The sequence below is a fragment of the Hamadaea sp. NPDC050747 genome (assembly GCF_040654195.1).
In the GTDB taxonomy this organism is placed as follows: Bacteria; Actinomycetota; Actinomycetes; order Mycobacteriales; family Micromonosporaceae; genus Hamadaea.
Genome location: NZ_JBFAHM010000005.1, coordinates 34631 through 60545 on the forward strand (window position 1 = coordinate 34631; position 25915 = coordinate 60545).

The 25915-nt window shown below is 64.2% G+C and carries 20 protein-coding genes; 13 read left to right on the plus strand and 7 right to left on the minus strand.

The features are described from left to right. Positions 1 to 6: 6 nt before the first annotated feature. Both AB0H43_RS12415 and AB0H43_RS12420 read right to left on the minus strand, forming a co-directional pair. On the minus strand, positions 7 to 795 hold the full coding sequence (locus AB0H43_RS12415) for a hypothetical protein (protein WP_359999380.1): 789 nt from the start codon (positions 793 to 795) through the stop codon (positions 7 to 9). A 148-nt stretch (positions 796 to 943) separates the two neighbouring features. Further along, the gene (locus tag AB0H43_RS12420; protein ID WP_359999381.1) at positions 944 to 3808 is read right to left on the minus strand and encodes a BTAD domain-containing putative transcriptional regulator; all 2865 of its coding nucleotides are present in this window, start codon (positions 3806 to 3808) and stop codon (positions 944 to 946) included. A 473-nt stretch (positions 3809 to 4281) separates the two neighbouring features. Between AB0H43_RS12420 and AB0H43_RS12425 the strand changes: the two genes are divergently transcribed. After that, entirely contained in the window at positions 4282 to 6093 is a 1812-nt protein-coding gene (locus tag AB0H43_RS12425) for a S9 family peptidase (RefSeq protein ID WP_359999382.1), read from the plus strand. Between the two features lie 34 nt (positions 6094 to 6127). On the opposite strand, the gene AB0H43_RS12430 is transcribed toward AB0H43_RS12425, so the two are convergent. Next, positions 6128 to 6766: a hypothetical protein gene (locus AB0H43_RS12430; RefSeq protein WP_359999383.1), complete on the minus strand. Its 639-nt coding sequence runs from the start codon at positions 6764 to 6766 to the stop codon at positions 6128 to 6130. A 247-nt stretch (positions 6767 to 7013) separates the two neighbouring features. Here AB0H43_RS12430 and AB0H43_RS12435 point away from each other — a divergent pair, with 247 nt between their 5' ends. Next, positions 7014 to 7244, plus strand: coding sequence for a winged helix-turn-helix domain-containing protein (locus AB0H43_RS12435; RefSeq protein WP_359999384.1), 231 nt, complete (start codon positions 7014 to 7016; stop codon positions 7242 to 7244). Between the two features lie 783 nt (positions 7245 to 8027). Here AB0H43_RS12435 and AB0H43_RS12440 read toward each other — a convergent pair. Together AB0H43_RS12440 and AB0H43_RS12445 are read right to left on the minus strand one after the other, a co-directional pair. Further along, positions 8028 to 11678 (minus strand): hypothetical protein, encoded by a 3651-nt coding sequence (locus tag AB0H43_RS12440; protein ID WP_359999385.1) that lies wholly within the window; start codon positions 11676 to 11678, stop codon positions 8028 to 8030. Between the two features lie 647 nt (positions 11679 to 12325). Beyond that, positions 12326 to 12697 (minus strand): hypothetical protein, encoded by a 372-nt coding sequence (locus tag AB0H43_RS12445; RefSeq protein WP_359999386.1) that lies wholly within the window; start codon positions 12695 to 12697, stop codon positions 12326 to 12328. A 161-nt stretch (positions 12698 to 12858) separates the two neighbouring features. Here AB0H43_RS12445 and AB0H43_RS12450 point away from each other — a divergent pair, with 161 nt between their 5' ends. The 7 genes from AB0H43_RS12450 (at position 12859) to AB0H43_RS12480 (ending at position 18024) form a co-directional block, all read left to right on the plus strand. Beyond that, positions 12859 to 13257 (plus strand): hypothetical protein, encoded by a 399-nt coding sequence (locus AB0H43_RS12450; RefSeq protein ID WP_359999387.1) that lies wholly within the window; start codon positions 12859 to 12861, stop codon positions 13255 to 13257. Further along, complete coding sequence (locus AB0H43_RS12455; RefSeq protein ID WP_359999388.1) at positions 13254 to 14531, plus strand: hypothetical protein; 1278 nt, start codon at positions 13254 to 13256, stop codon at positions 14529 to 14531. The genes AB0H43_RS12450 and AB0H43_RS12455 overlap by 4 nt, the downstream gene beginning before the upstream one ends. Next, positions 14528 to 15631, plus strand: coding sequence for a S8 family serine peptidase (locus AB0H43_RS12460; protein ID WP_359999389.1), 1104 nt, complete (start codon positions 14528 to 14530; stop codon positions 15629 to 15631). The genes AB0H43_RS12455 and AB0H43_RS12460 overlap by 4 nt, the downstream gene beginning before the upstream one ends. A 38-nt stretch (positions 15632 to 15669) precedes the next feature. After that, complete coding sequence (locus tag AB0H43_RS12465; RefSeq protein ID WP_359999390.1) at positions 15670 to 16014, plus strand: type VII secretion target; 345 nt, start codon at positions 15670 to 15672, stop codon at positions 16012 to 16014. Further along, complete coding sequence (locus tag AB0H43_RS12470) at positions 16014 to 16736, plus strand: hypothetical protein (protein WP_359999391.1); 723 nt, start codon at positions 16014 to 16016, stop codon at positions 16734 to 16736. The genes AB0H43_RS12465 and AB0H43_RS12470 overlap by 1 nt, the downstream gene beginning before the upstream one ends. A 1-nt stretch (position 16737) precedes the next feature. Further along, a complete protein-coding gene (locus AB0H43_RS12475) occupies positions 16738 to 17064 on the plus strand; it encodes a hypothetical protein (protein ID WP_359999392.1) in 327 nt (108 codons plus the stop codon). Positions 17065 to 17511: 447 nt separating this feature from the next. After that, positions 17512 to 18024: a hypothetical protein gene (locus AB0H43_RS12480; RefSeq protein ID WP_359999393.1), complete on the plus strand. Its 513-nt coding sequence runs from the start codon at positions 17512 to 17514 to the stop codon at positions 18022 to 18024. On the opposite strand, the gene AB0H43_RS12485 is transcribed toward AB0H43_RS12480, so the two are convergent. Continuing rightward, positions 17978 to 18817: a hypothetical protein gene (locus AB0H43_RS12485; protein WP_359999394.1), complete on the minus strand. Its 840-nt coding sequence runs from the start codon at positions 18815 to 18817 to the stop codon at positions 17978 to 17980. The two genes, AB0H43_RS12480 and AB0H43_RS12485, sit on opposite strands and share 47 nt — an antisense overlap. Positions 18818 to 19341: 524 nt before the next feature. Between AB0H43_RS12485 and AB0H43_RS12490 the strand changes: the two genes are divergently transcribed. The 4 genes from AB0H43_RS12490 to AB0H43_RS12505 all read left to right on the plus strand — a co-directional run bounded on the left by AB0H43_RS12490 (position 19342) and on the right by AB0H43_RS12505 (position 24285). Continuing rightward, positions 19342 to 20007 (plus strand): DUF2637 domain-containing protein, encoded by a 666-nt coding sequence (locus tag AB0H43_RS12490; protein WP_359999395.1) that lies wholly within the window; start codon positions 19342 to 19344, stop codon positions 20005 to 20007. 498 nt (positions 20008 to 20505) lie between these two features. Next, complete coding sequence (locus AB0H43_RS12495; protein WP_359999396.1) at positions 20506 to 21417, plus strand: replication-relaxation family protein; 912 nt, start codon at positions 20506 to 20508, stop codon at positions 21415 to 21417. A gap of 4 nt (positions 21418 to 21421) precedes the next feature. Next, positions 21422 to 21685 (plus strand): hypothetical protein, encoded by a 264-nt coding sequence (locus AB0H43_RS12500; RefSeq protein ID WP_359999397.1) that lies wholly within the window; start codon positions 21422 to 21424, stop codon positions 21683 to 21685. Positions 21686 to 22311: 626 nt separating this feature from the next. Next, the gene (locus AB0H43_RS12505) at positions 22312 to 24285 is read left to right on the plus strand and encodes a hypothetical protein (RefSeq protein ID WP_359999398.1); all 1974 of its coding nucleotides are present in this window, start codon (positions 22312 to 22314) and stop codon (positions 24283 to 24285) included. A 15-nt stretch (positions 24286 to 24300) separates the two neighbouring features. On the opposite strand, the gene AB0H43_RS12510 is transcribed toward AB0H43_RS12505, so the two are convergent. Continuing rightward, a complete protein-coding gene (locus AB0H43_RS12510; RefSeq protein ID WP_359999399.1) occupies positions 24301 to 25890 on the minus strand; it encodes a recombinase family protein in 1590 nt (529 codons plus the stop codon). Positions 25891 to 25915: the final 25 nt, after the last annotated feature.

Sequence of the window (25915 nt, forward strand, 5' to 3'; positions counted from 1 at the left end):
GTGCTCCTACACTGCTTCGCAGATGAATATTCGAGTTGATGAGGTAGCTTGCATCGGTTCGTGGTCGAAAGATCCGAATGTTTTGACGATTCGCCAGTCCGTAGCCTCGGCCGAAGCTCGGATGGCCTCATCGGAGTAGTAGCGCTCTTCGACGGCCGAGAGACTCTGGGAATAGCAAACTGATCCAGCAACATCGAGATGATCGATCGCAAGAGTGCCGGCGAAGACGTCCGGGTCGCCAGATCGGCGGAAGTAGGATCCGCGTAGCCGACTGCGTGAGGTCAGCGGGAATAAGAATTCCCGTCCCATCTGAGAGCTGACGTACTGGTAATAGGATGCTCCCGCTGCGTCGAACGCCAGTGTTCCGCCGACTGCGGAGTTCCGTCGCATGTTGCCCAGCGCGCTGGTCAGGTCGTGCGGCGAGGTGAGCCGGTTGAGCCGTGTGCCGGGCCAATAGGAATACGCAACCGCTTGCGGCAGCGACACTGTCCGCACGTCGCCAATGATTACGGTCGTTGCGATGCCAAGTCGGCTCCGAGCCATCTGGGCGAGTGGCACAGACTGCTCGACGCCGTAGCGGGGCCGAACGGTCCGAGCGATCCTTCCGTTTCCAAGCCCGTATTCCACGGTCTGCGAGGTGCCGCGCGCTAGCTCCTGGTAGAACTCACCATCAAGCAGGCTGGCGAAGTACCTCTCGTGGAAGTCGAACACGTCGGCGACGCCGGTGGTCGTGAACGCGCCGATCGATGCCCCCCTTGTCGCGGGGCGCGGTGGCGGCGGGTATTCGCGGTGCATGGCTCGAAGCTATGGGTGCGCACTCTCCACGCGCTTCCCGCAACCTTCCCGCGGGCTCCGACGGAGGCCCTTGGTGTGCCCCTAAGGGTCGCGTTCATCGAAGCGGTCGACTCAAAAGATCTTGATTGGCAAACGAACGGGCGCCGGGTCACCGAGGATCGCGGGCGGCCTCGGCGGGTCGATCGTCCTTCGAGATCTCCTCGATGGTCTTGCGGATGAACCCCTCCAGAAGCGTCGGCCTAGGTTGCACAACTCGACGATGCGCGTCCTGAAGGTACGACGCCGCTAATGTCTTTTCTCCCATGTGGTGGTAGCAGAGCCCAATTCCTCGCAGCGCCTGAACTTCGCCCGGCCGGTCGCCCAGTTGTGTGCATGCGTCAAGCACAACCGCGAACATCTCCTGCGCTGCTTGGAAGCGCTGCTGCCGGATTCTCAGCATGCCCAGCCAGAATCGAGCCTGGGCAGCAGCTCGGTGAATGCCGTGACGTTCGCAGGTATCAAGCGCTTGCCTGAGGTAATGATCAGCACGCTCAAGATCATCGAGGTCCTGGTACGCCTGCCCTAGACCGCGCAGTACAAAGGCTTCGCCGGCATGATCAGCCGAGTCACGCATACCTGGTAGGGCGGTCTGGTATCCAGCGAGCGCAGCTTGAGGATCGCCCTCGAAACGGTCGAGCATGGCAAGGTGGGCCGCCATCGTGGCTTGTCCCTGAAGATCGCCAATCGCGTCGAAGATAGTCTTCGCCTGAATGTAAAGGGCTCGGGCTTGTGCGTGGTCGCGCCGGTCGGTAGCAAGACCGCCCTGCCGATAAAGAATGGCAGCTTCTCCCCGGATATCCTGATTTGCTCGACAACTTGCCAGCGCCGTATCGAGGACGGTCTCCCAGTCGTCGAAATGTCGGCGCATCTGGAAGAGGGGCGAGGCAGTACAGGCCAAGTCCCACAGCAGTTCGGTGGCGCCGAGTTCCGCAAGCCTCCGAACGACGGCTAGAAGCGACTGCCGTTCGGTCTCAAACCAGGCGAGCGGATGGCGCGACAGCCGGTCCGTTAGGAGTCGATCCAAGGTCCACCGGGGAGCAGAGCCGTGAATGGTCTGGTAGTCACCGCCATACGCTGAACGATGCATAGTTTCGACGATGGCGAGCCATCCTCCGAACGCTCGCTGTCGCGCGGAGTTGGCTTCGGTAGATCCTGTGATCCGCGCGGCCTGTTCCTGCGCGAATAGGCGTACAAGGTCATGCATCCGGTAGCGGGCGTGCCCTGTCAACTCGCGACCATGTACCCCCACGAGCTGTGATTCAAAGAGCTGGTCGAGCAGCTCTTCGGCCTCATCCAACGACTGGTTCATCAGGGCGGCGGTCTGCCAAACACTTAGTTCGTGGACTTGCAGGTCTCCCGTAGCAGTCAGCAATTGCTGCAATGGTTGATCTAGACCCTGGTAGCTGAGCGTGATGCTCGACCGCACGTCCAGCCCGCCGTCCCGGAATTGATCAAGGCGGTTATGTTCGTGCGCAAGCACGCCAACCATTCGCTCTAAAGTCCAATGTGGGCGCATGGCGAGCCTGCCACCGACGACCCGCAACGCGAGTGGCAGCTGTCCACAGAGCTTGATGATCTCGTCCGTGGCCAAAGGCTCTTGCCGCACGCGGCTGGGTCCGGCTACACGCGCAAGCAGCTCGACCGCATCCTCAGCGTCCATCACGTCGAGCTGAATCGTCGTGGAAGCCGGCAGTAGGTGTTGCCTGATGCGGCTAGTAACGAGCACCGCTGATGAGTGACTTCCAGGGATCAATGGCAAGACCTGCTCGGCGTCGTACGCGTTGTCGAGGATCACGAGGAGTCGGCGACCGGAGGTAAGCGTGCGGAACAAGTCGAGTGCCTCGTCGAGCGAGGTTGGCGGAGCGTCGACGCCCATGGCGCGGAGGAACCGGGACAGAATCTGGTGCGGATCTGCAGCTTCAGCCCCACTAGCGCCGTGAAGGTCGGCGTACAGTTGGCCGTCTGGAAAGTTCGGGGCAGCAAGATGCGCGACATGAAGAGCGAGGGCGGTCTTCCCGATACCACCAGGTCCGCAGATCGCTGCTAGTGGCGTCGTATGACCTGATCCGGAGCGCCCAAGCACAACGCGTAGCTGCTCTACTTCACTCCGTCGACCGATGAAATCGATCGGGCCAGGCGGGAGCGTTTCGGGCCGACGCGGGCGAAAATCTCCAGTAGGCAGTGCTGACGTGTAGGACGACCCCTGCAGCTCGATCGCGGCTGACGTCGAACTTTGGTCGTTTCTAAGGATGGCAAGATGGAGGTCCTGGAGAGCGGAGCCAGGATCGATGCCCAGCTCGGTCGACAACCAGCGGCGACACCTGTCGAACGCCTGCAACGCCTCGGCCGTGCGGCCGGATCGGTGCTGAGCGAGCATCAGTAGTTCGGTCAACCGCTCCCGACCCGGGTGCGTCAGTGCATGATCGAGCAGTTCTTCTGCGGCCAGGGCGTTATGGCCCAGCTCCAGCTCGACTTCATAGAGACGCTCGATCGTGGACAGGCGGGCGGACTCCAACGCCTGGGAGACGATCTCCTGCGAGGAGTCGGGAAGCCAGCCTCCCAGAACCGGCCCACGCCATAGGTCCAACGCGTGCCGGAGTACCGCAGCGGTCTCGTCCTGGGGAGTACTCCGGACGTTGGCGACCTCGACCGCGGAACGAAATCGGTGTGCGTCGACCAGCATCGGATCTATCTCTAGGAGGTACCCGCCGGGCTTCGTCGCCAGTCGGACCGATTTCTGCATGTCGGCTTCGCTCAGTGCCAAACGGAGCTCCGAGATGCGGCTCTGTAGGACCGCCCGGGCACGTGCCGGCGCCTGATCGCCCCAGAGCAGATCCGTCAACCGATCGGCCAAGACGAGCTTGTTTGCCTCCAACGCCATGATGCCCAGGGCCAGCTTGCCCTGCCGACGCGGAATCAGCACAACGCCGTTGTCGCTCACCACCTCTACTGGACCCAGAATCTGGATCTCCACGGTCACCCCCGGCCGAGATTGTGGATCTGACCACCGCATAACGTAGCTACAAAGTGACCTACGCGGAAGTCTTGGGAAGTTTGTGGTTAGAGCTGGCCGCGAGGATTGCTGCCAAGCGCGCAACGGCCGTCCGCGGCCAACTCTGACAGAGCGCGTACGCACTACGACCCCTGGGGAGAAACTATGGTCAGGCGTCTCCTGATCGCCGTCGCGAGCGTTGCGCTCGCGCTTGGTGTCGTGACCGGCGTCCAAGCCTCAACCAGCTCTCACAATCCCGCAGTGTCGACCAACGCGGGCGACTACGACTGGTGCAGTAAGGACTGCTGACAGGTTGCCGTCTGGCCTGTCCCAGACGATCGGGCCGGGCCAGACGGTTTCCAAACTGATAATCGGACGGGTGGGCGCGTGCCTTCGTCCATGGTTGTATATGTTCCAGAACTGCCTTGATCCATTTGCTTGTGGAGTGTGCACCGATGTCAGCATACGAAGACTTCCGCCCGATTCGGCGGTTCTACCCTGCTTTGGCGTTCTCGCCGGACGGCACGCAGTTGGCGTATATCGACGACTCGCTCGGCCAGTTCAACATCTCCGTACAACGTCTAGCCGGAGGCCCCTCCCGAAGTCTCTCGGCTTTCACCGACCAGACGGTTCGGAGAGTCGCGTGGCATCCAAACGGCCAGTCACTTCTCTTCCAGGCAGACGCGCGCGGCACTGAAAACGCCCAGCTCTACGAAGTCGAACTCGATGGTGGAAGGATCACGCAGCTGACCGATGAGCCTTCCACGCGGTTTGGGCTTGCAACTGGCGATCCGTTCTCGCCAGACGGCGCGCGCTTTGCGTACTTCGCCAACAACGGCAGTCAGCCCGGCTTCGACACCCTGGTCAGCAGCCACCCGGCCGGGATGCCATTCCGAGCCTATGACCGCGGTGGACGAACCTATCCGGCGTCATGGTCGCCTGACGGCAGCCTTCTGAGTGCAGTGCAGTATCACGAGGGGTACGACCAGATCGTCTACCTCATCCCTGCGGCTGGGGGTGAACCCCGTCAGCTCACGCCCGACAAGCCCTCGGCTGTCTATGAGGTGGGACCGTGGCTGCCTGATGGATCCGGGTTGATCGTTCGAACCGACGCCGGACGCGACTATCTTGGCCTCGCAATCCTGGACGCCGGCGACGGCCACTTGACCTGGCTCGATACTCCGGACTGGGATGTCGAAGATGTCGCAATGACGCCAGACGGTGCAACGCTGGTCTGGCTGGTCAACGTTGATGGAGCCTCGGAGCTGAGGATCCGCAGCCTGGCAACGAATGACGAGGTCAAGGCGCCACGGCTGCCCATGGGCCGGGCGCGTGGACTAGCGGTGTCACCGGACGGTGAACGGCTGGCGGTTCTTCTGTCGACGCCGTCTCGGCCCTGGGACATCGCAATTATCGACTTGTCTGCCTGCGAACTAATCTGGCTGACCGATTCCCGACCCGACGCCCAGACGGTCGTCAACGTCGAACCCGAATTGGTTCAGTTTCCGTCGTTCGACGGCCGGGAAATCTCCGCATATCTTTACCGGCCGGCTGCCTCGCTGGGCCGGGTGGGAGTGCTGGTTTCCATTCACGGTGGCCCCGTCGCTCAGGAACGCCCGGTATACGACGATCTTTATCAGTATCTTCTCAGCCGGGGTATCGCCGTACTGGCGCCGAACGTCAGAGGGTCTTCCGGGTACGGCAAGACATTTCAGCATCTCGTCTACCGCGACTGGGGCGGCGGCGACCTGCAGGACATTGAGGCGGCTGCGCACTTTCTCCAGTCTCAGGCATGGGTGGCCGCAGACCGGATCGGGTTGATCGGCGGTTCGTACGGCGGGTTCATGGTCCTTTCTGCCATCGCCCGCCTACCCGAAATCAACTGGGCAGCGGCCGTTGACATGTTCGGGCCGAGTGACCTCATCACGATGGCTAAAGCAACGGCGCCTGCCTTCATGCCGTTGGTCGTGGAGCTGATTGGCCATCCTGAGGATGACGCGGATGATCTCACCCGACGTTCGCCGATCACGTACGCCGATAGCATCCGAACCCCGCTTTATGTCTTGCAAGGTGCCAACGACATTCGAGTGCCACAAAGCGGGAGCGACCAACTCGTAGAACGGCTTCGCAACCGAGGTGTCGATGTCCGGTACGACATCTATCCTGACGAGGGCCATGGTTTCATGCGGACCGCGAACGAGATCAAGGCATATAGCGAATCGGCCGAGTTCCTTGTGGAGAGACTAGGGTCGACTGTGCGCTCGTGAAGTGAACTGCGGACGCCTGCATCCAACAATCTGATCAGCGGACAGGATTGCCGGTGCCGATCCAGGAGTCGTTGAAGGCGTGTACGAATGCCTCGAACATCCCGTCGTCCCGGCGGCGATGAAGTCGAATGACGGGAGCGACTGCGACGGCGCTGAAGTCGTGCGGCACCAGCATCACATCGTCGAAGATCATTAGACTGGGCCCCCGCAGCGGTCCGTTGAAGGTCTTGATGGTTTTCCGGCGTGAGATTGATTGCAAGCCATGACCCTTAAAGAGGAGGAGCCGGACATCGACGCCTGCCTGCGCTCGGTCACGCAACAGCGATCGCATGCCACCAAGTATCGTGACGACGTCTAGGTGCTCGGTGCTGATCCATATGCGCCGTTCAGCGTCGGTGGTGAGGCGACGCCACAACGGCATTGGGATGCTACGAAGTCCCGGGTACACCTCGACGACTTCCTTCGGGTCTCCTGTGCCGACCCGTTGTGGCCAGAGCCACGACGGGTCCACGTTGAGTACGGCGGCCGCTGCGTTCGCAGCCCGCCTGCGTGGCGTGCGTCCTTCGTAAAACCAGCGTTGAGCCGTCTTCATGTTCACGCCGGCTAGGTACGCAAGGTCTCCGAAGCTGTAGCCAGCCGACCTGATTGCCTCACCGAATCGTTCGTTGCGCATGATTACACCAAATGCCCCTTCCGTCCCCGTCTTCCTGCGGGACCCGAATGTTTGGGACGCTGCGGGTCCGCTATCAGATGAGACCCGCAGCGTCACCGCCCTGGATTTGCGGACCAGTTGGCGGCTGTGTCGAACTTAGGGCATCAAGATGCCCTAAGCAAGCCCTGCGCCTGTACATGCCTCTACCTGCTTGCACCGCCGTCCTACTCCGTGTTCCACTTCGAGATGCGGACCAGAAGGCGGACACATGACACCCGTTTCGAAGACCCAGCAGATCATCAACGATCTGACGAACCAGATCACGTCCGGGCAACTCCAGCCGGGCGACCGGCTGCCGAGCAACAATGAGCTTCGCGCGCAGTACGACGTGTCGATCACCGTTGTGCGGAACGCCCTGCAATGGTTGAAAGCCCGGGGATTAGTCGAAGGAGTTCATGGCGTGGGCATATTTGTTGCTGACCGCCCTGGCTCCGTTTAGTTCACCGCGCCCCAGCGACAAGGCGGGGCGGTTAGCGGTCAACGCCGTCGGGCCAAGGGCACGTTGGGGATCTAGGAGCGCTGTCCCCGTCATGTCCAAGCGGTCCGCCGATTCATGATCGGCGGACCGGCGGACGTGGGGCGCCGTGGATGCTTTCGCCAGGTCCCGTCCGCCAAAGCCGTTTCAGGTTAGCGAGCCAGAGCAGTGAGTCCGACGGGTCTCGCGTGTTGGATGTCCTTGAGGACCCGGCGGGTTGCGAGCGGCTGTTAGCAGCGTTGCAGGGCTTGGTTCGCAGCACGAGCGCCAGTGCACAACTCATCTGCCGCGGATCGAGCGGCCAGACCGCGAAGCACTACGGCCGTAGGACAGTTCGACCCCACGAGTAGCGATCGTGGGGCTGGTCAAGTTTGAACGGGCGGCTAATCTGCCCAAGCGGCGCAGGTCCCGAGGACGTACTCGATTTTCGGTTCGTTGCAGCGGACCACGCCGAGGAGACGTACCTGCCCGTTCCGGTCGATGAGGCCATCATGCAGGACGAGGCCTCGCCCAACGGCAGTAAGCGGATTGACCCCGGCAAGCGTCGGGTTGGGACCATCCGCCTCGCCAAGCACGCAATTAGCTGGACGGTTGAGGACCAGCAGGCGGCTCCCCATCCAATCGTTTCAGCCGGTTGAAGCAACGTTCCACGGCGCGGCGTCGCCACTGCATCCCTCTGTTCGAGCCCGGTGGGGGCCCCGCCCAGAACCTTGAGATCTCCGGCGGTACAACCTGTAGGGCCGATGTTCATGCAACCGTGACGCTGATCTGGGACTTGGTGCGGCGCCGGGTCAGCTTCGACAGGTGGCCATCCTGCTTTAGCCGATTGAGGACCCGCAGGTGATGGGTGTCGTCCGGGAAGCTCGGCGACGCGGTAGGGGTGCCCAGCTCGGCGTACGGGCTCCCGAGATTCGCCAGGACAGCGATGATCTGGTCCGTCGAGATGGTGTTCCCGAGCTGGGCAACCAGCTCGACCACCAGAGCCGCGTCGCGGGTCCCTCGGGCGATCCGCTGCAGATGGGCGGGGCTCAGCGGCACCTGGGCCGTCGCGGCGAACCGCCCGGCGGCTCGCAGGGCGTCGTGATGGTCTGTCGGGACGAACTCATCGAGCCGGGACAAGACGACCTGCCGGGCTGTCTGGCTGATCGAGGAGCTGCCGAGCAACCGGGCCGTCATATTCTCGTCGAGCAGGGCGGGCGTGACGAAATCGGCAAACTTCGCTGAGCGCTCGATGCCGTATCGCAAGGTCTCCCAGTCGCAGGTGGCGAAGCGCTGGAACAGCTCGGCGGTGTCGTCGCAGATCTGGTGGCGGAGCAGCTCGCCGAGCAGGCGGCCGTTCTCTGGCTCGACGCGGCTCGCAGCGATCGACTCGGTCAGGCCGACCGTGGCGACCAGAGCGGTACGGGTCTCGGGTGCCGGGATCGCCTCCTGGCTGCGAAGGACCGTCACGGCGATCTGCGTCTTTTGCTCGGCGTGTTGATCCGGCTCTCCGGGGGAAGCGGTGATCGAGCCGGCGCTGACGAGCAGGCTGGCCAGATCGTTGTCGATCTCGCCGGTCTGCTCGACGTATGCGGCGGTGTTGGTCACCGTCGCAGGGAACCGCCGGGAGCGCGCCAGCGCTGGCCACACCTCCGCGGGTACGTCGGTGAGATGCTCGATCCGGCACTCCACCGCCGCGGCGCGGAAGGCCCGCTCCGCCAGGCCGGTCTCCCAACCGGCGATCTCCGTGACGACGTCCGTGAAGTTGACGGGATCCGCGACTGTGACCGTGGTGGGCTCGTCGTCTTCGACCGCGGCGAGGTAGGCGGCCGGATTGGCGACGCAGTAGCTGTAGACGGTGGGATCGATCGTCCGAACGGTGTCCAGGCTTAGGACCGGTGGATTGTGCAGCGCGCTGCGCAGGTTCCCCGCGGTGAGGGCGTACATGCTGTCGGCGACGACCAGGACACGTACGGCCTGATCGAGAACGGTCAGGTCGTCGATCTCGACTCGAGCCTGCGCCAGGAAGGCGACCGCATTGCGTGCCAACGGCTCGTTGACGGGCTGAGTCAGGCAGTTCAGACGAGCGTAGTTGTCTTGGAGATAGGCCGTCACCTGCTCCGTGATCTGCCGGTCGAGGTTCGGATCGGAGTGCGCGACTCCCTCGTCGACCAGGTCGAGCCGGCGTTCCGCCTGCAGGTCCGGGACCTGCAGGATCCGGCTCAGCATTGGCGGCCACGTGCTGGATAGTCGCCGGACGGCGTCCGCAGCCTGAGCTCCGTCGCTCAGGTAGGCATGGAGGAAGGTGCGCTCCGGCGGACCGTCGATCTCGGCGAGGCGGTCGAGGACGGTTTGGGCGCCGGCGTGCTGATTCACCAGCAGGTAGTCCAGGATCTCGATGTTGTAGGCGCTGTTCAGGTCGAGGAAGTCTGCCTTGGTGTCCCGCAGGACGGCGGCGACGTCGTCCAGCCCATCGAAGGAGTAGTAAGTGTCGGGGACATTGGGCTGCACGTGCTGCACGATGAAGTTCATGGCGCGGATGGGGACGCGTTCGCCGTAGTACTGGGCCACGTAGAGAGCGAAGTTCTGATCGATGAAGCCTCGGCGGATCAGGTCGCGGGCGACCTCGGAGTGGATCGTCTCGCCGAGGAGTTCCTGGAACGTGACCTCTGCGGCGTCGCGGGCGAGGGTGAAGGCGGGGTTCGCGGCGAGGTCGGCGAAGTCAGCTTTCCGCAGTGCCGCGATCTCGGCGTTCACCGCTTTACGTTCGGCGTCCAGTGCCTGACGTTCGCGGGAGTCCCAGTCGTCCAGATCGAGCTCGCCCCGGAAGAGCTCGCGGATGTCGGCCACCGGGATGGGAACCGGCCAGGGTAAGGCGTAGTGCGCCGTGAAGTCTGCAGTCGGCCCATTTCCATCGGCGATCAGCACGCGCCAGAATTCCACCGTTTCAGCCTCGGCGCGGGCGAACTTTTGGGTGCCGATTGTGTAACTCTCGAGAGAATACTGAAGATTGTTTCCGGCGCGTCGGATGACGTCGGCATACCAGTTCAGCCGTTGGCCGAACCGTTCAGGCTTTTCCCTGAGGGCGTGGGCCAATGCCCCGGAGTCGGCGATCTCGCCGAGCCGGTCGCGGCGCCTCGCGATCGACTGATTCACCAGGTCTCGACTGAGTTTGTAGAGCTTGTCGAGATCGCTGCGACCCAGCGAGACCTGCTCGAAGTCGCCGAGGTGGACGTTCTTGTAGACCATCATCGCGAAGACCGAGTCAGCGCGTAGCTGGGGCACCCCGTGCTTCGCTGTGATCAAGCGGGTGGCGAACACGGCGTACTCGTTGCGGATGTTCTTCAGCAGCCGCATGTCGCTGATATGCCGCCCGACCAGGTCCACCAGGTCGGGTGTCACCGGGACGAGCGCCGGATCAGCCAGCAGCTTGGTAAGTAGGTCACGTGACGTGCGGTGGGTGATGAACGGAACCACCGGTACAACCAAATCGAAGAACTTCGTGCGGTTCGCCCGCACTGACTCCGCGGAGGCACTGTCGTCCAGCTGTCTAGTGTCGTTGCCCAGCCGCTCGAAGATGCTGTCCTTGAGCGCATAGACGAACCGAATCGTCCGGCCTCGCGCCGCGTGCGAGGTGTTGAGTAGGGTGTTCAGCTCGCGCAACGCCTCGAAGATGTGCGGGTCGTCGAACCGGTCGAGGTCCTCGAAGACGACGACGTCGAACTTCGTCGACTCGAAGAAGTAGACGATCTCGTCGAGATACTTGTCGAAATAGCTGACCTCTTTTGCCCCGAGCGCGACGGTTGCCCCAGCGGCAGACACCGAGGAGACGACCCGGTCGTGGACGACCTGCCGGATCCACGTCACCACGGCTACCATCAGCAGCCCGAACAGTAGGAGCGCCCCGGCCCGCACCGGCCACGGATGGTCCTTGGTGGTGCCGGCCATGCGCGGGAAGAGTCCGAGGAGCAATAGGATCAGCGCGACCACCGCGACCTGCGTCGTTGCGAACGCGACGGCCCGGCGCAGGTCCGGCTTGTCGATGCGCCGGAAGTGCGAGCGGGGCAGCACCCGCTGCGGCTGGCTATGCAGCAGTTGTTTGACGAGTTCCTTCTCGATCCGGTTGGTGATTGATTTCTCCTCCTCGAAAGGCCCGAGGGTCGACAGGGAGAGGTTGAGAACTCGTCCCGTGTGTTGACTAGTAAACGCCTTCAGGACGCTGGACTTGCCCGCGCCATAGCGACCGGTCAGCGCGATGTTGCGGACGTCCGGGTCCTGCATGGCGGCGGTCAGCCGCACGACGTACTCCTCGTGCTGCCCCGGCTCGAACTGCGGCGTCAGCGGAAGCAGCGCGATACCATCATCGGCGGACCTGGACGAGTTCCCCCATCCAGCCCGTAGTCGTTCCCACCAGCGCACGTTCTCCCCTTCCCCGTCACCAGCCAAAGGCTAGAGTAGAGCTGCGGGCGACCCATGCGCGGTTGTTGTCGCCGTCGAGCGGTAACTTTCCGGACCTCGCCTGCGACACCTAACCAGCTGAACACTGCGCGAGCGACGTCCCGGCAGAGGCGGGTCCGACTTCCAAGCTGGCACCCGAAGGTTGCGGTCGAGACTCTCCTGACGCGGAGTCTGAAGCCAATCTGCCTACGGCAGTCGACCGATATGGGATACAGGCTCCTGCCCGCTACACCTGGCCTCGCCGGAGTCCGGTCTCCGCATTTGCCGCGGACAAGACTCGTCCCGCCTCCGACAGCCGTCACTGTGCGTTGAGCGGTGCGCTGGCCAACGACAGACCTATCTCGCCTCGCCGACGGTCGGCACCCGTACTCACGAACATCGGGATCGGTGACTGGTGCCGGAACTCAGCGACATCTGGTGCCGGATGTCATGACCACAGCCACCACCTCCCTGGTGTCGCCAGCAAAGCGATGTCACCTGATTAGATGGCTAGATTTCCGGCGGCGTACGTGGGCTCTCCATCTCGCTACTATCGGGCGTGGGCACGAACAGGTGGAGATAGGGAACGGGTGTCGGGGCTCCTCATAGGAGGTAGAAGACCAGCGTGCCTACACGCGCAGAAGCGCCTCGTTCTTGTGGACGACGTCACGCAACGCGCCTAAGCCGGCATCGGTCGCCTTCGTCATCGCGGAGAGTAGGTCTCGAAGTCCTGCCTCGACTTGCGCGGTGACGGCCTGTGCGTTTTCGTACGCATCCTTGGCGGCGGCGTATGCCTCGGGGTCCCTGCGGTTAGCCTCCAGGTGGCCTATCGCACGTTGCGCTTCTTCAACGGCACGGTCTTGCGCCGCTGTCAGCTGCGCCACCAGGTCGTCCGCGACCGCACTTAACGCCGCCATGTGTATGGTCCCACCTTCGAACCGATGTCGGCTGGCCTCGGCTTCGTCGATCAGCCGGCGAAGGCGCTCGGCACCTGAGTCCATTCGGCAAGCATGCCGCATGCAGCGCGTGCGTGCACTGGACAGCTTGCCGGTAGTACTTCTGTGCACCGCATCGTTGTCGGCCGCCTGCCTTGGTATCCACAGGGCGTCGACACTTCAAGTGACCTCCCCTACACTGACCGCAGTCCATGGGCGGGGAGGCAATGAGCATGGATGGGCTACGCGTTGATCTCGGTGCGCTCAGGGCATTCGCCGACGAGCTCGAAGGAAACACCAGCAAAGGGCTGGTGCCAGGAGTAGAGCGTGCGAACCGAGAGGTCCAGACGGGCGTTCGATTCGGTGCGCGGTCAGTGAGCGGCGAGGTCGAGGCAGCGAAGCAGGCTCTGGCCGCTTCTCTCACCAGAGCGCAAGCCAATGCGTTTCGGATGACGGCTGCCACAAACGTCCTCGTGGAGGCGGCTCGCCTCATCGCGGCCCGATACGCGGACGCGGATCTCACTTCAGCCCAGCAGTTGGCCGGCGTCGAGAAGGTACTCAGCGACGCGGCGCGCAGCGCTCAAGCGCTCTATCCGGTGCCTACTGACAATGGGGACGTGGCATGACGGCCGCCAGTTCTTCACCGACCACCCCCATCGGGGCGAGCATCCAGGGCGACTTCACCGGACCGGTCCGCACCGTCTTCTCAGCGCAGCCCGAGTTCCCGACGTGGTGCACTGACTGGACTGCCTTCGACGTTCCACGGCTATGGGACTCGGTCCGTGACGAGGACGACCCAGCAGCATGGCAGCAGGTCAAAGGCTGGGAGGGCTTGAGCGAGCTGTTAGCGGATCACCATGACCGCTTGGTTGGACTGCGCGCCGCCCTCGTTTCGGGCTGGGACCCCGCAACGTCGCAAGCCGCCAGCACCTTCGTCGGCGTCATCGACAGCCTGCTGCTGGCGCTTCGCGAGAACGCCTACGCCCACATGTCGACGGCGCGCGGACTGCACGCTGTGCTGACGACACTCAAGTCGACTCGCACAACGCTCGCCGATGCCAAGCAGCAGTGGGACAAAGTCACAAATGACTTCTGGCCAGAGTGGTGGGACCACGCGGCGGAAGAGCTCAACACCAAGGCCCGCGATGAGATGGTGTGTACAGACGCCAGCATTCAGGATGAACGCAAGCGCATCATCGTTGCTGGCCCGTACGACTACGGCGCTCAAATCTCGACTGTCGATCCGCCGGGTGGCGACCTGACCAAAACAACCGTGACTAAGACCAGCTCTGACGACAGCCGGGCCGCAGGTTCGCCGCGGCCGGCTCCGCCGCCGGTGCCGGGCTACAACCCGATCGTCGACGGGGACGGACCCACGCTATCGGGTGGGCCAGTGGCTGTGCCAGCGGTGCCAGGTACTCCTATCTCCATGCTGCCAATACCGCCCGGCCACCCCGCTGCGCCTATCGGTGGTGCATACTTCCTGCCTGGGCCGGGAATCGGAGCTGGCGGTTCGATCAAGCGGATGCCAATCCCGCCCGGTATGAACCGAGCAGCCGATGTTGCGCGATCGGTCGCTGCGCGGACGGCCGCCAACTGGGCCGCAGAGGGGCGAAGCGCCATGGGGATCGCGCCGATGGGCGTCGGCGGCAACGCTACGCCGGCTGCAGGTACTAGCCAACGGGCGCGGCGTCCTGGCGAAATCGAGTGGGAGGTCGCGCGGGGCGTACCGCCGGTTATTGGCGATGTGGCGGACCGCGAGGCAATGGAACAGGCTATCGATGATCAGCGCCAGCTTGAGCAGCTCGACGAGGTGTTCGGCGACTGGTTCGCGAGCCTGGCTTCGCCATGGGTCAGAGACATGAAGCCGAACCTGCCGAACCGGACGGAGCCGTTGTGAACGCTGGTCGGCTTGGCAAAGTTGCGGTCCTGGTGCTGGCTGGCCTGGTTGTTGGGCTCGGGCCGGGCGGACCCTCGGCGTACGCGGCGGACGCTGTCACAGACGGACAGTGGTACGTCAAGGCGCTTCACCTCACCGTCGCCAACGAGCTCAGCCAGGGCGAGGGCGTCAAGGTAGCGGTCATTGACACCGGCGTCGATGCCACGCATCCAGACATCGCTGGCTCAGTCGTCGCGGGTACGGACCTCACCGGTCTTGGCACAAGCGACGGCTTCACCGACGTCGACGGGCACGGCACATCCATGGCCAGCCTGATCGTCGGGCACGGCAGGATCAAGGGCGTGGCGCCCAAGGCCACGGTTGTGGCAGTTCGCGCCGCGACTGGCCTGAACAGCTCGTCGACCAAGACCGGCGAGGCCGTACGTTGGGCCATCGCGCAGAAGATCAAGGTTATCTCGATCTCGCAGGCGTACGCGGAAGACGATCTCGTGCTACGGCAGGCCATCGCCGCCGCGGTGGCCGCTGACATCGTCGTGGTGGCTGGTGCCGGTAACAAGCCGCAAGCCACCCACGTGATGTTTCCCGCTGCGTACACAGGGGTGCTGGCGGTCAGCGGAACCGATGATCAAGGTCAGTTGTCGTCGAAGTCGGCAACCGGGCCAGAGGTTGTGGTGGCCGCGCCTTCGGACCATGTGAGCGTCGCCTACAAGAGCCACACACGGGTGTCGACGACGGGGACCTCGAATTCGACCGCACTCGTTGCCGGGACGGTGGCGTTGCTGCGATCGAAGTATCCGGACGCGAGGGCCGCGGACATCATCGAGATGCTGACGAGTACGGCGACCGACAAGGGCGCCGCAGGCCGAGATGAGCAGTTCGGCTTTGGCCTGGTCGACCCCGCGGCCGCGCTGCGGAGCAGTTCGCCGGCCACCGCGCCGTCGGCGAGCAAGACGACATCGGCAAGGACGACTGCGGAAGCGGCACCGCTGTCCGACAGCAGCTTGCCAGTCGGATTGATCGCACTGATTCTTTTCGGACTTCTGATGCTGGCCATCGTCGCGGTGTTCCTGGTCGTCCGGGCCGTAGGTTGGGGTTCGTGAGGTGGCGGCTACGGGACGACCGCCTGTGGGGAGGAAGCATGTCATTTCAGGTTGACCCGGCAGCGCTCCGGCGGGCGGCCGATCTTTATACGGCGCATGTCGGTCAGCTCAGCGCGACCGCTGACTACAACGCCAAGCACGGCGCATTTGACTGGACCAACGCCGGCCTCATCATGAAGGCTGCCGACCTCCACAACAACCTCACAGACCTCCTGACGCAGCGTCTTCGCGAGGCCAGCGAATTGATGCGCCGGAGTGCAGATGGACTCCGGGCGGCTGCAGCGGCGTACGAGCACACGGACGCTTCTGCAGCGGCTCGTCTCGACGCCACCTACCCAGGCCCCGTTCTGCCGCCATCGTCAGCGCCAGTCGAGGTGCCCTGATGGACGATCCGACACGGCACCTGGTTGAGCCTTCGCCGCCGGACGACTCCGTCGGGAACGGCTACGTTAACCCGACGGCTATTCTCGACTACGCCAGTCCGACAGCTTGGCTGAACTCGGCTATCGAAGGGCTGACCGACTTCGATGTCCTCGGCACCTTAGTGCAGCCTCTCGCTGGGGACTGGGAGCGTATCGGCAAGTATGGTGACGCTCTGAAGCACATGTCCGAGTGTCTGGGCGAGATGGCAGTTCAGACCCAGTCACACGCAAGCGAGCTCACCGCTTCATGGCACGGCAACGCCAGCGACAGCGCTTTCCAGTACTTCTCCAGTACCTCAACGGCCATGTCGCGCTACGCTGACCTGCTTGTACATGCCGCCCAGCAGTACAAGGCGTTGGCGTTGGGCGTGTGGCAGGTTGCCGAATCTCTCAAGGGGATCCTGCAGAACCTCTGTGACCAGGCGCTGGTGGCGCTCATCGAAATCGCGGCGGGCACTGCCTTGGCAGAGACGGGCGTCGGAGCCGTCGTCGGCTACTCACTGGCGGCGCTGCAGATCATGAAGATCGTCGACACGATCGCGGACGCCGGCAAGAAGATCCAGATCGCCTGGATCGCGATCGACCTGTTCTTCAGCACCCTCCTGGGAGTATTCAAGGAGTTCGGCGATCTCGGCTCCATCCCGACCCCCACGATCGCCTATCACCACCCGATGGTGAGCTGACATGGCAGAGTTCAACGTCGAGCAAAACGTCTTCGAAGACCCGGTAGTCGCCCGCCGGCTGCGTGTGGCGCTGGAACGCCTACAGGCCGGCTCAGATCCGGTACTTCGAGATCTGGCCAAAGACATTCTCGCGGGCCGGATGCACCCACGAGACATAGCCCACAGCAGCGCGGCTGCCGCAGCGCTCCAGAAGCCGATCGAGCAATACAAGCGCTGGCGAGCGTCGATCTCAGACGATGACTTCGCGCTGCTCACGGAGCGAGCGGCTGCTCAGCTCCAGAAGCTCCGCGAGCAGGCCGATCGAGAGGACAACCAACGTGCCGGATGACTGGGCTGCCGTACGATGGCACAAGTTCCGGCGAAGCGTCGCAATTGCCGGAATCGGGCTCTGGCTGTTGCTCGGCGCATTTCCGCTCGTCACAGTAGCCATCTGGCTGCTACGAGGTGACAAAGTCCAGGCTTCCGCTGGTGAGGTCGCGTTGACCTTGGTCGCACCGGCCGTGATGCAGACCATAAGTCTGGGCTTCGCGATCGGTGTGCTCCGAACAGGCGATCTGGTCGTATCACGCAGGCTGTGCTGGTGGCAGGTCGCCTGGTTCGCGTGCGGGCTACTCGGGTTCCTCGTCGCCAGCTCCGCTTATTCGTAAGGCTGGATCGATTGGGCGATTGTCGCCCGTGGTGGGTCGGGCCTGGAGCGCAGGCTCGTAGCTGCGGCCTGAGCGGTTGAGGTGGCAGGCTTACTGGTGTGGGCGAGTCAGAGGCCAGCGAGCGTGACATGGGCATCGTGCTGCCTGCCGAGCCGGGCTTATCGCGGCCGGAGACAATGCGCGAGTGGCGTAAGAAGTCGATCGCGAAACTCGCGATCGACTTGGCGACGCCACCCGATTCGCGGTGGCAGCGTTCGCGGGCACCGTCGCCACTTTTGACGCCGATTGGCGCATCGCTTGTACTTGAGGCGGCGGTGTTCGCGGTGTGGGATTTGGCCCGTGAGCAGCCACCTCCGGGCCGCGATTTGGTGTATCGGCTGCGCGCCGAGCACGGCGCGGTCGCAGTTGCTCACACGCAGAGGGCGTCGTTGGCGGCCCGCCGGGGTGGGCCGTATCTGCTGATCGCCGACGAGCTAGGCCAGATCGTATGGCGGCTGCAGGATCCGATCTGGGATGAGGATCTAGTCGAGATCTGGCGTGAGCTGGTGGAGGTGGCCGAAGGCCGCTCCGCCGTGGATGAGTCGCAGATCCCGCCTATGCCACCGCTTCCATGGCACCAGAAGCGTGATCCGGCGGCTTGATCCGCCCAGGTGCACGTCGACGCGAGCTGATGCCGTACACGGCAGCGATGCGGTCTTCGGTACGGCTACGGCGCTTGTAGGCGGCGTCGACGCTCAACCCAACCAGGGCGGCGGCTTCGACAAGGGATTGCCCTTCGATGATTGTGCGCGCGATCAGTTCCAGTCCGATCGGGTCGAGGCGGTAGCCAGCAGCAGCTACCTCCTCGGCGATCTCATCGAGTGCGCCGCTCCAGTCATGTGCCCCGGAGTCCGGCAGCGGCGCCAGCCCCAGCAGTTCGGCGTTGGTCTGGGCCAGCCAGCCCGGGTCGGTGGGGATCTCGCCGAAGCGGGCTTTGCGTCCGCGACGTAGCTCGCGCCCGGCGGCGTAGGCAAGGCGGCGGGCGATGTGCGGCTGGTCGAGGTCGACGCGTGCGAGGAACGACAGGAAGCCTTCCGTCAGGTCGGCGTGGATATCGCGCTGTTCTTCGTGGGTGCGCGGGTGGTAGCGGGCTGCGATGCGCTGCAGGTCGTCTTGGGCTACGCCGACCGCGATTAGTCGCCACAGCTGACCTTGCCAGTCTGCGGGGTCGAGGCGCGTCCGCATGACGATGCCCGACCACGGCGGGTCGGTCGATTCGCCCCGCAGTCCACGGTGGACAATCTCCAGACGCAGTTTCACCGGTGTGCTGTCAGTCGCGGGCCACCGGGGAGCGAGACTGCCGGCGGTGATGGGCACCTTCGGTGACACTGCGTTGAACAGCTCGTCGACGCGGCCGAGGATCGGTGCCTCGCCCGCCAAGCCCGCAAGACTCACCGGCCCGACCATGATCAGCCCATTGTCCCGCGTGCCGCTGACAGGACCGTGCTCCTCGACATGCCGACCGGGGGTCTTCGATGTGAAGCAGGTCACAGCTGTCCAGACACGAGCTCCAGCCGAGCCCTATGTAGACGCCGGATGTTTCTGGACGGAGCCACCAGCGAACCTGCCCGAAGCTTCCTCCCGGTTTCCGGTAAGCCTGGCTGCATCGTTGCCGCCAGCACTGTTACCTGCACTGTTGGAAGCTGTCAGCCCGTGTCAGGTCCGGCACGGGTTCACCAGAGTGGACCGACGCGTGCTGGCAAGTAGCAACAGCTCCGCCTCACCCGTGAGCCTCACCAGAAGGAGTCGCCTCATGACAGCTCATCTCGCCGACGCACTCGGCCACAGCCCCGCGGAGGAACATGACCTTTGACCAGCCTCAAACCCCATCTGTCCACCAGACCCGCCCCGCGAGCGACCGCCCTGGTCGTGTCCGCGCTCGGGGTGAACGTGTCGAAGGCGTCGTCCAAACGCTGATCATGCTGCTGATCGGCGGCGCGGCCGGAGCCGCTTCGTTCCGGCACGTGCACGACGTGGCCGCCGCCCACGGCCAACTAGGTCTGCTCGCTTGGGGCGACGCGGTCATCCTGGAACTGATGTCGATCGCCGCCGGCCTGGAACTGCGGCGGCGCAAACGCGTCGGCAAGCCCGTCCGCTTCGTCGGAGCTGTCCTGACGGTCGCGGTCGCCCTGTCCCTGTCCGCGCAGGTGGTGGAAGCCGAACCCTCGAGCATCGGTTGGCTGGCTGCCGCGCTGCCCGCATTCGGATTCCTGGCAATGGTCAAGATGGCCATGGGCCGCGCCGACGCCAGGACGGCCCAGGACGGTCCGCATCCAGTCCGGGACGCGCGCGCGTCCGACCTGGACCGGACGCGGCTGGTCCCCGAGCTCTCGGAGGCGCTGCGGACTGTCCGGGACCGACCGCGAGCGACCGTGGACGTATCCGCGCTCGTCCCGGCCGCACGCATCGCGGCGGCAAGTCTTGCCGCGCAGGGGGTGCCGGTCAATCGCGCCAGCTTGTCGGAGCAGCTCCGCGCCGACGGTCAGCGGCTGTCCACCGCTACCGCCACCGCGCTCATGCGACGGCTGAACGAGCGACCCGCATCGGGCCTGTCAGCCGACCCCGGCGCGCAGTCAGAGCGCTGACAGCGCAACCGCTCGCGCCTTGTCAGAGCCCGACTGCGGGCCGGCCTGTGATTGTCAGCGTCGTCTGATCCCCTGGAAGACCACGATGCCGCGCGCCAGCCGCGCCACCGTGCCCGCCGATCGAGAGAAAGGGACCGATCAGACCACCACCGCGTTGGTCTTCAGCCAATGCCGATTCAGTTCAACCAGCGAGGAGGTAGATGCTTTGTGCCGCTCGACATTCACGCGACGGCCGTGCGAGCGGCGTCGCGCCGCGGCCGGGTGTGCGGCCGGCCGTGCCGCTGGGGGTCGCACAGCCCGTCCAGCTTCACAGTGACACCCTCAGGCACTCGTGCTTGCGCTAACTGCCCAGGCCAGCGGCCTGACAGCTGTCGCAGGGCCGACGCAGAAGACCCTGCGGGTCTCCTCTCTCCACGGGGGAGTGCTCATATCTATCACTCGACCTTCAGGAGGCGAACGCCTATGACCCCACGAACCAGCACTGACCAGGTGCTCCGTGTGCAGCACCAGCTCACCGACCGAGACTGGCGCATCCTCGGCTGGCTCTACGACCACCGGATCATGACCAGCTTCCAGATCGGCCACGCCCTGTTCCCCAGCATCAACGTCGCCCAACGCCGTCTCACCCAACTCACCGAACTAAGCCTGCTCGAAAGGTTCCGGCCGTTCCGGCTCGAAGGCGGCAGCTACCCCTACCACTACGCCCTGGCCCACCTCGGCGACGTGGTCGTCGCCGCCACCCGCGGGCTACCACTGCCGCGCCGCGCAGACAGCGCCGCCCGGCTGCGTCGCGTCGCCACCAACCGCAACCTCGCCCACCGGCTCGGCGTCAACCAGTTCTTCACCGACCTGGCCGGGCACGAACGCACCCACCCCGGCAGCCGGCTGCGCCTGTGGTGGCCCGACAACCAGGTCGCAGCATTCGCCGGACCACTCAATTCGAAGGCGTTCGCCCTTCCGCTGGCCGACGCTGTCGGCATGTGGGCCGAGGCCGGGCGGACCGTCGCGTTCTACCTGGAACACGACACTGGCACCGAAGCACTCACCGTGCTGATCGACAAGATCACCAACTACGACACCTTCACGGAATCGTCGGCGCCGGCTTGGCCGGTGCTGCTCTGGCTGCACTCAGCCAGCCGCGAAGCACACCTGCACAAGCGGCTTGCCGGTGTCCACCACACGATCCCCGTTGCCACGGCCGCCCGGGACCGACTCGGCCATAACAGCCCCGCCGACGCCATCTGGCACCTGCACGGCAGCGCCGCGCCGCTGCGTCGGCTCGTCGAGCTACCCATGCCCGACCCGATCGACAACCACGCATTCCCCGTCGACGACGGGCACACCCCGATAACCCTCAAAACTCACGAAAGGGAACAGCTGCACCTCCCGACCCTGATGGAGAGGAGGTGAATCCATGACCGTTGAATACGACCGCGGACTGCCTAGCCAGACCATGATCAACGCCGCCCGGACGCCATTGTGGGTGCGCGGCGAGCCAACCACCTTCGTCCGTACACCCGAGTTTGTCGCGCTCATCGGCGAGCTGCTGCGAATGCTCCAAGACCCCTTTACGCCGCAGAAGGAGGCGTACGTCGCCGTCAGGCGCGCCACCCGCATCCTCAAAGCACTTGTTGCCGAAGCCGAACGTCGGGAATCGGCCAAACACGCCGCCAGCTAGCACACTGCAGCGGCATCGGCTCCGCGTCGCCAGCCCGAGACGGGGCGACCGCGTTCCTTCGACCAAGAACGATGCACCAGATGACACGCCAGCCAACGCCCGATGCGCCTCGCGCAGGAAGGAGAACGCGAATGAAGACATCCGCTAGTAGCTCTAGCCGCACACCCGTGGAGGCCTATGCCCGAAGACAGACCGGCCACTGACGCCGGTACCCGAACCCCGCAACATCGAGCTCCGCCTGCGTCCACATCCGACCCGAGCGCCGCAGCACCCCGTGCTGCCGGCGCTCGGCCCGACCACGATTCGGTGACTTCTGCGGCCGACGAATACTCGCCGATCGGTCGGCAAGCTGTCCGAATCTTCCGGTCCGCCCGACGCCGCAGGATGGTCAATCCCACACACCAGCGCCCACGGCTCAGTCCCGGGCTGGTCGCCGAACTCATTGCTCGCGGCTGGGAGATCCCCGCCGAACTGCTCCCCGAAGACACGTCAGGAGCACGCGAGCACCCCGAGAAGGTGTCAAGCCACCGCTCGGCTAGGTGCTAGGGCGGACCCACACCGACTGCGCCATGTCGGAAACGTGACATGGATAGAGTCCACATAGTACCTCTGCTAGCTTCTCCCATATGTCTCCCCATCCCGAACCGAGGCCCTGGACTGCACGAGCATCGTCTATCCCGACTCTGCCCGGCTCGGCGGATCAGCTCTTCGACCGTTTGGCAGAGCTATTGTCGGCGGTGGGAGATGGCATTCCCCTCACCGACTCAATCAAGCTGACCTACAACGAGCAGGCAGTCTCGATCCGAGAGGCAGTCGCGCAGTTCCGCTCATGCGGTTTGCTGCAGCCTCTCGGTCGGGACATGATCTCCTTGACGCCCATCGCGAAGCGTTGGCTGGACGCGCGCGACCCGATCACACTGATCGCGACATTGCACGCTTATGTCCGATTTGTCGGTGAGGCGCTGGCTGCTGTCGAGTCGGGCAACACGGGTCACGACGAACTGCTGCGAATAGCCAGCGTCGACTATGGCACAGGATGGACTTCCCTCGATCAGATCAGGCGGCGCACCTCATGGTTGAGGGCGGGCGGGTTTGTCGAGCTCTGGAATACTCGGCTAGTCATGACCGAGGCCGGCCGATCGCTGCTCCAGGATCTATGTCTGGCCGATCCAATGATGATATTTGGCCTTCCGGAGTCCAAACCGGAACCGGAGTTCTTCTCGGCGACGCCGGCGATTCAAGAACTGCTGGACGGTGAGGTTCCACCTCGCCGGATGGCCATCGGTTTCATCCCGGCTGGTGGCGACAACCTGCTGGCCGCATTGTCACGACTGGTCGAGATCTTCACGCCGCGTATTCAGCGGAGCGCGTTCCTTGAGGTATGCCGCAGCGAATTCGAGGTCAGTGACACTTCCAGCCGTATGGTGCTCGACACTGTGCGCGGAATCGGCCTCGTTGAGCAGACAGGCGTGGATGAGTTCGCGCCGACCAGGGCTGCGATGGAGTGGAAGGAATCGGGCTACGCGACGCATCTCGCGATGATCGTGCATGCCCACGTGGCCTGCTTCCTGGAGCTAGTCGTAATGCTTCACGATGAGGCAGGCCGTCCGCGGCGGGCGCCGACTGACCTGACCAACGTCGGCTTCCGAGGGACGAGAGGGGAGATCCAGACCCGGCTGCGGCTCCTCAGTGCATGCGGAATGCTGGCCAAGGTCTCGCAGGGCCGGTACGTGACGACGGCGCTCGGTGCACAACTGGCTTCACGCCTGGATGTGAAGGTCGGCTCGCCGGTAGCGAACCTGCAAACACACGAGACTGAGCTGACACCGATGCAGGACACCGCGATTGACACCCTGTGCACTGAGCTCATCGACGCTGGCCGGGAGAGCGGGGACTCAAAGCGGCTTGAGCTGGCGATCGAGAAGGTTCTCGTGGCTGTAGGGATCGATGCTGAACATATCGGTGGAGGCGACGGCACTGACGTTCTCGCGACCATTTGGCTCGAGCCCGGCTCGACACTGCGAATCTGCATCGATGCGAAAACCTCCCGCAACGGGATCGTCGCTGAGATGAACTTCTCAAGGCTCAAAGAGCACCAACGCTTGCACAGTGCGGCACATGTCGCGGTGGTGGGACCAGGATTCGGTCCCGCGGACAGCCGATACGCCAAAGAAAACGGTGTCGTACTGGTGACTACGGCGCAGCTCGCCGAATATGTACGGCGCCAATGGAATCAGCCGTTGCCGCACGCAACATTCTCGGCGATCTTCATCGCCGGTTGCGAGGAGGAAGCGGAGAGTAGGTGGCATGCGATGGATCAGGAGCGAAGCCTGATATACCACGTACACGAGACACTCTGGAGCTACGCGATGGACCCGAAACGCGTTAGCCGAACCCGTGGCTTTCTGACCGCCTCCCAACTCGACTTGTTGCTAGTCGAACGTGACGTGACGGCAGGAGAAGCGAAGATAATCAACGTGCTGGCTTTTCTCTCATCGCCGTTGGTCAACGCCGTGCGTTCCGAGGACGACGGACGATTCGTGGCGGTGATCAGCCCAACCATGCTGCGCCGTCATCTCTCTACGCTCGGCCGCATCTGATGCCCAAGGCCCAAGCTAGAGTAGGCCGCCAGATCGGCCCTGCAGCGACCTCCGCCAGACTATCGTTACCCGGCCGGAGTCGAACTGTTTGAACCCTGGCCTGGCCCGCACGACGATCACCTTCTCGATGTAGTCCTTGATCACCGCACGCCGCTCGTCGAGGGTCATGGTCGCCCAGTCGGCGATGATCTCCGCCGCGTCACGGTCCTCGACGGGGCTGGGCAGAGCACGCAGGTCGGCTTTCAGCCGAGCCTCCTCGGCGTTGAGGGCCGCCCGCGCCTCTTTCCACTCCTCGCCGTTCAGTTCCCGCTGCGCCCACAAGTGCGCCAGGTCCTTGCGCCGTTCGGACACGTCGTCCAACTCGCGGGTGATCGCGTCGCGGCGAGCCCCGACCGCACCCTCGTCGATGAGTTTGTCATCCTGGCGGCGTTTGATCTCATCGAACAGCTCCGCGACCACGAAGTCCTCGGCGGGCTGCCCCATGATGCCCACGCACCCCTTGCCGCCGGTGTTTGGATGGCAGAACAGATACGGAGCGGTGTAAGCGCCGCGGGACTTGCTGCGGAACTGCCTTTCCGATTCGACGAGCGGCGCTTCGCAGACACCGCACTCGCCGGTGCCGCCGGTGAGCAGGTACTTGCGGGTGGTGCCCGGTCCACGATGCCGTTCGCCGACCACGTAGTCGCGGCCATTGACCATTCTTACGGTCCTCGTGCCGCTCAGCCTTGCTCCGACCTGGCGCCATGTCGTCTTGTCCAAGATAGGCGTCCAGTTGCCGTCACCGACTTCCACCTTCCGCCGCACATTGATCCCGACGACTGCACGGTTGGTCAGCATTCCCCTGACTGCAGCAGCGGTGATCTCCGACGGTCGGGTCAGCGCACGACCGTCCTCGTCGGTGACGAGGTTTCCGGACTTGTCGCGCACCTTCGCCAGGTGCGCCCCCTTGAGCCCACGGTTGCGGAACTGGCGCGCGATGTTCTCCAGCGACCAGCCGTTCAGGACCAGGCCCGCCGCTTCGCGGATCACCTCCGCCTGCTCCGGCACGATCACATACGTCCGGTCTCCGTTGTCCAGGCGGCCATGTACGTAGCCGTACGGCCGGGAACCCGGCGGGATACCTCGCGCGGCCTGGGCGTCGAACTTGTCGGCGAGCCGCTTCTTCATCTTGCGTACCTCGGCCGCTGCCAGCACCGCCTTGATGCCGGCCACCTCATCGCGTACCCGGACGATCCCATCGCGGTGCGTGTGCAACAACTCGATGCCAGCCTCGTCCAGCAGAGCGGCCAAATGGAACCACGGTGCCTCCTGCCGCTCCAAGCGTGACTGCTCCACCGCCCACAAATGCAGGACCATGCCCGCGGCAACAGCCTCCTTCAACGCCTCGAACCCGGGCCGGTGGACACCGTCCTCGAATGCCGACAGATCCGGGTCTGAGTAGACGACCACGGGCAGCCCGGGCCACGTCTTGCCCGCGTACGTGCGGCCGATCGTCTCCTGGTCCAAGCAGGTTTCGGCGTTTCCGTACTTGTCCTTGCTGATGCGCGTGTATATCGCCACGTGGCGATACGCGGCGATCGGGGGATGGGGATTGATCGCTGCCATAGGATCAGCGTACCCGCCGTTTGTT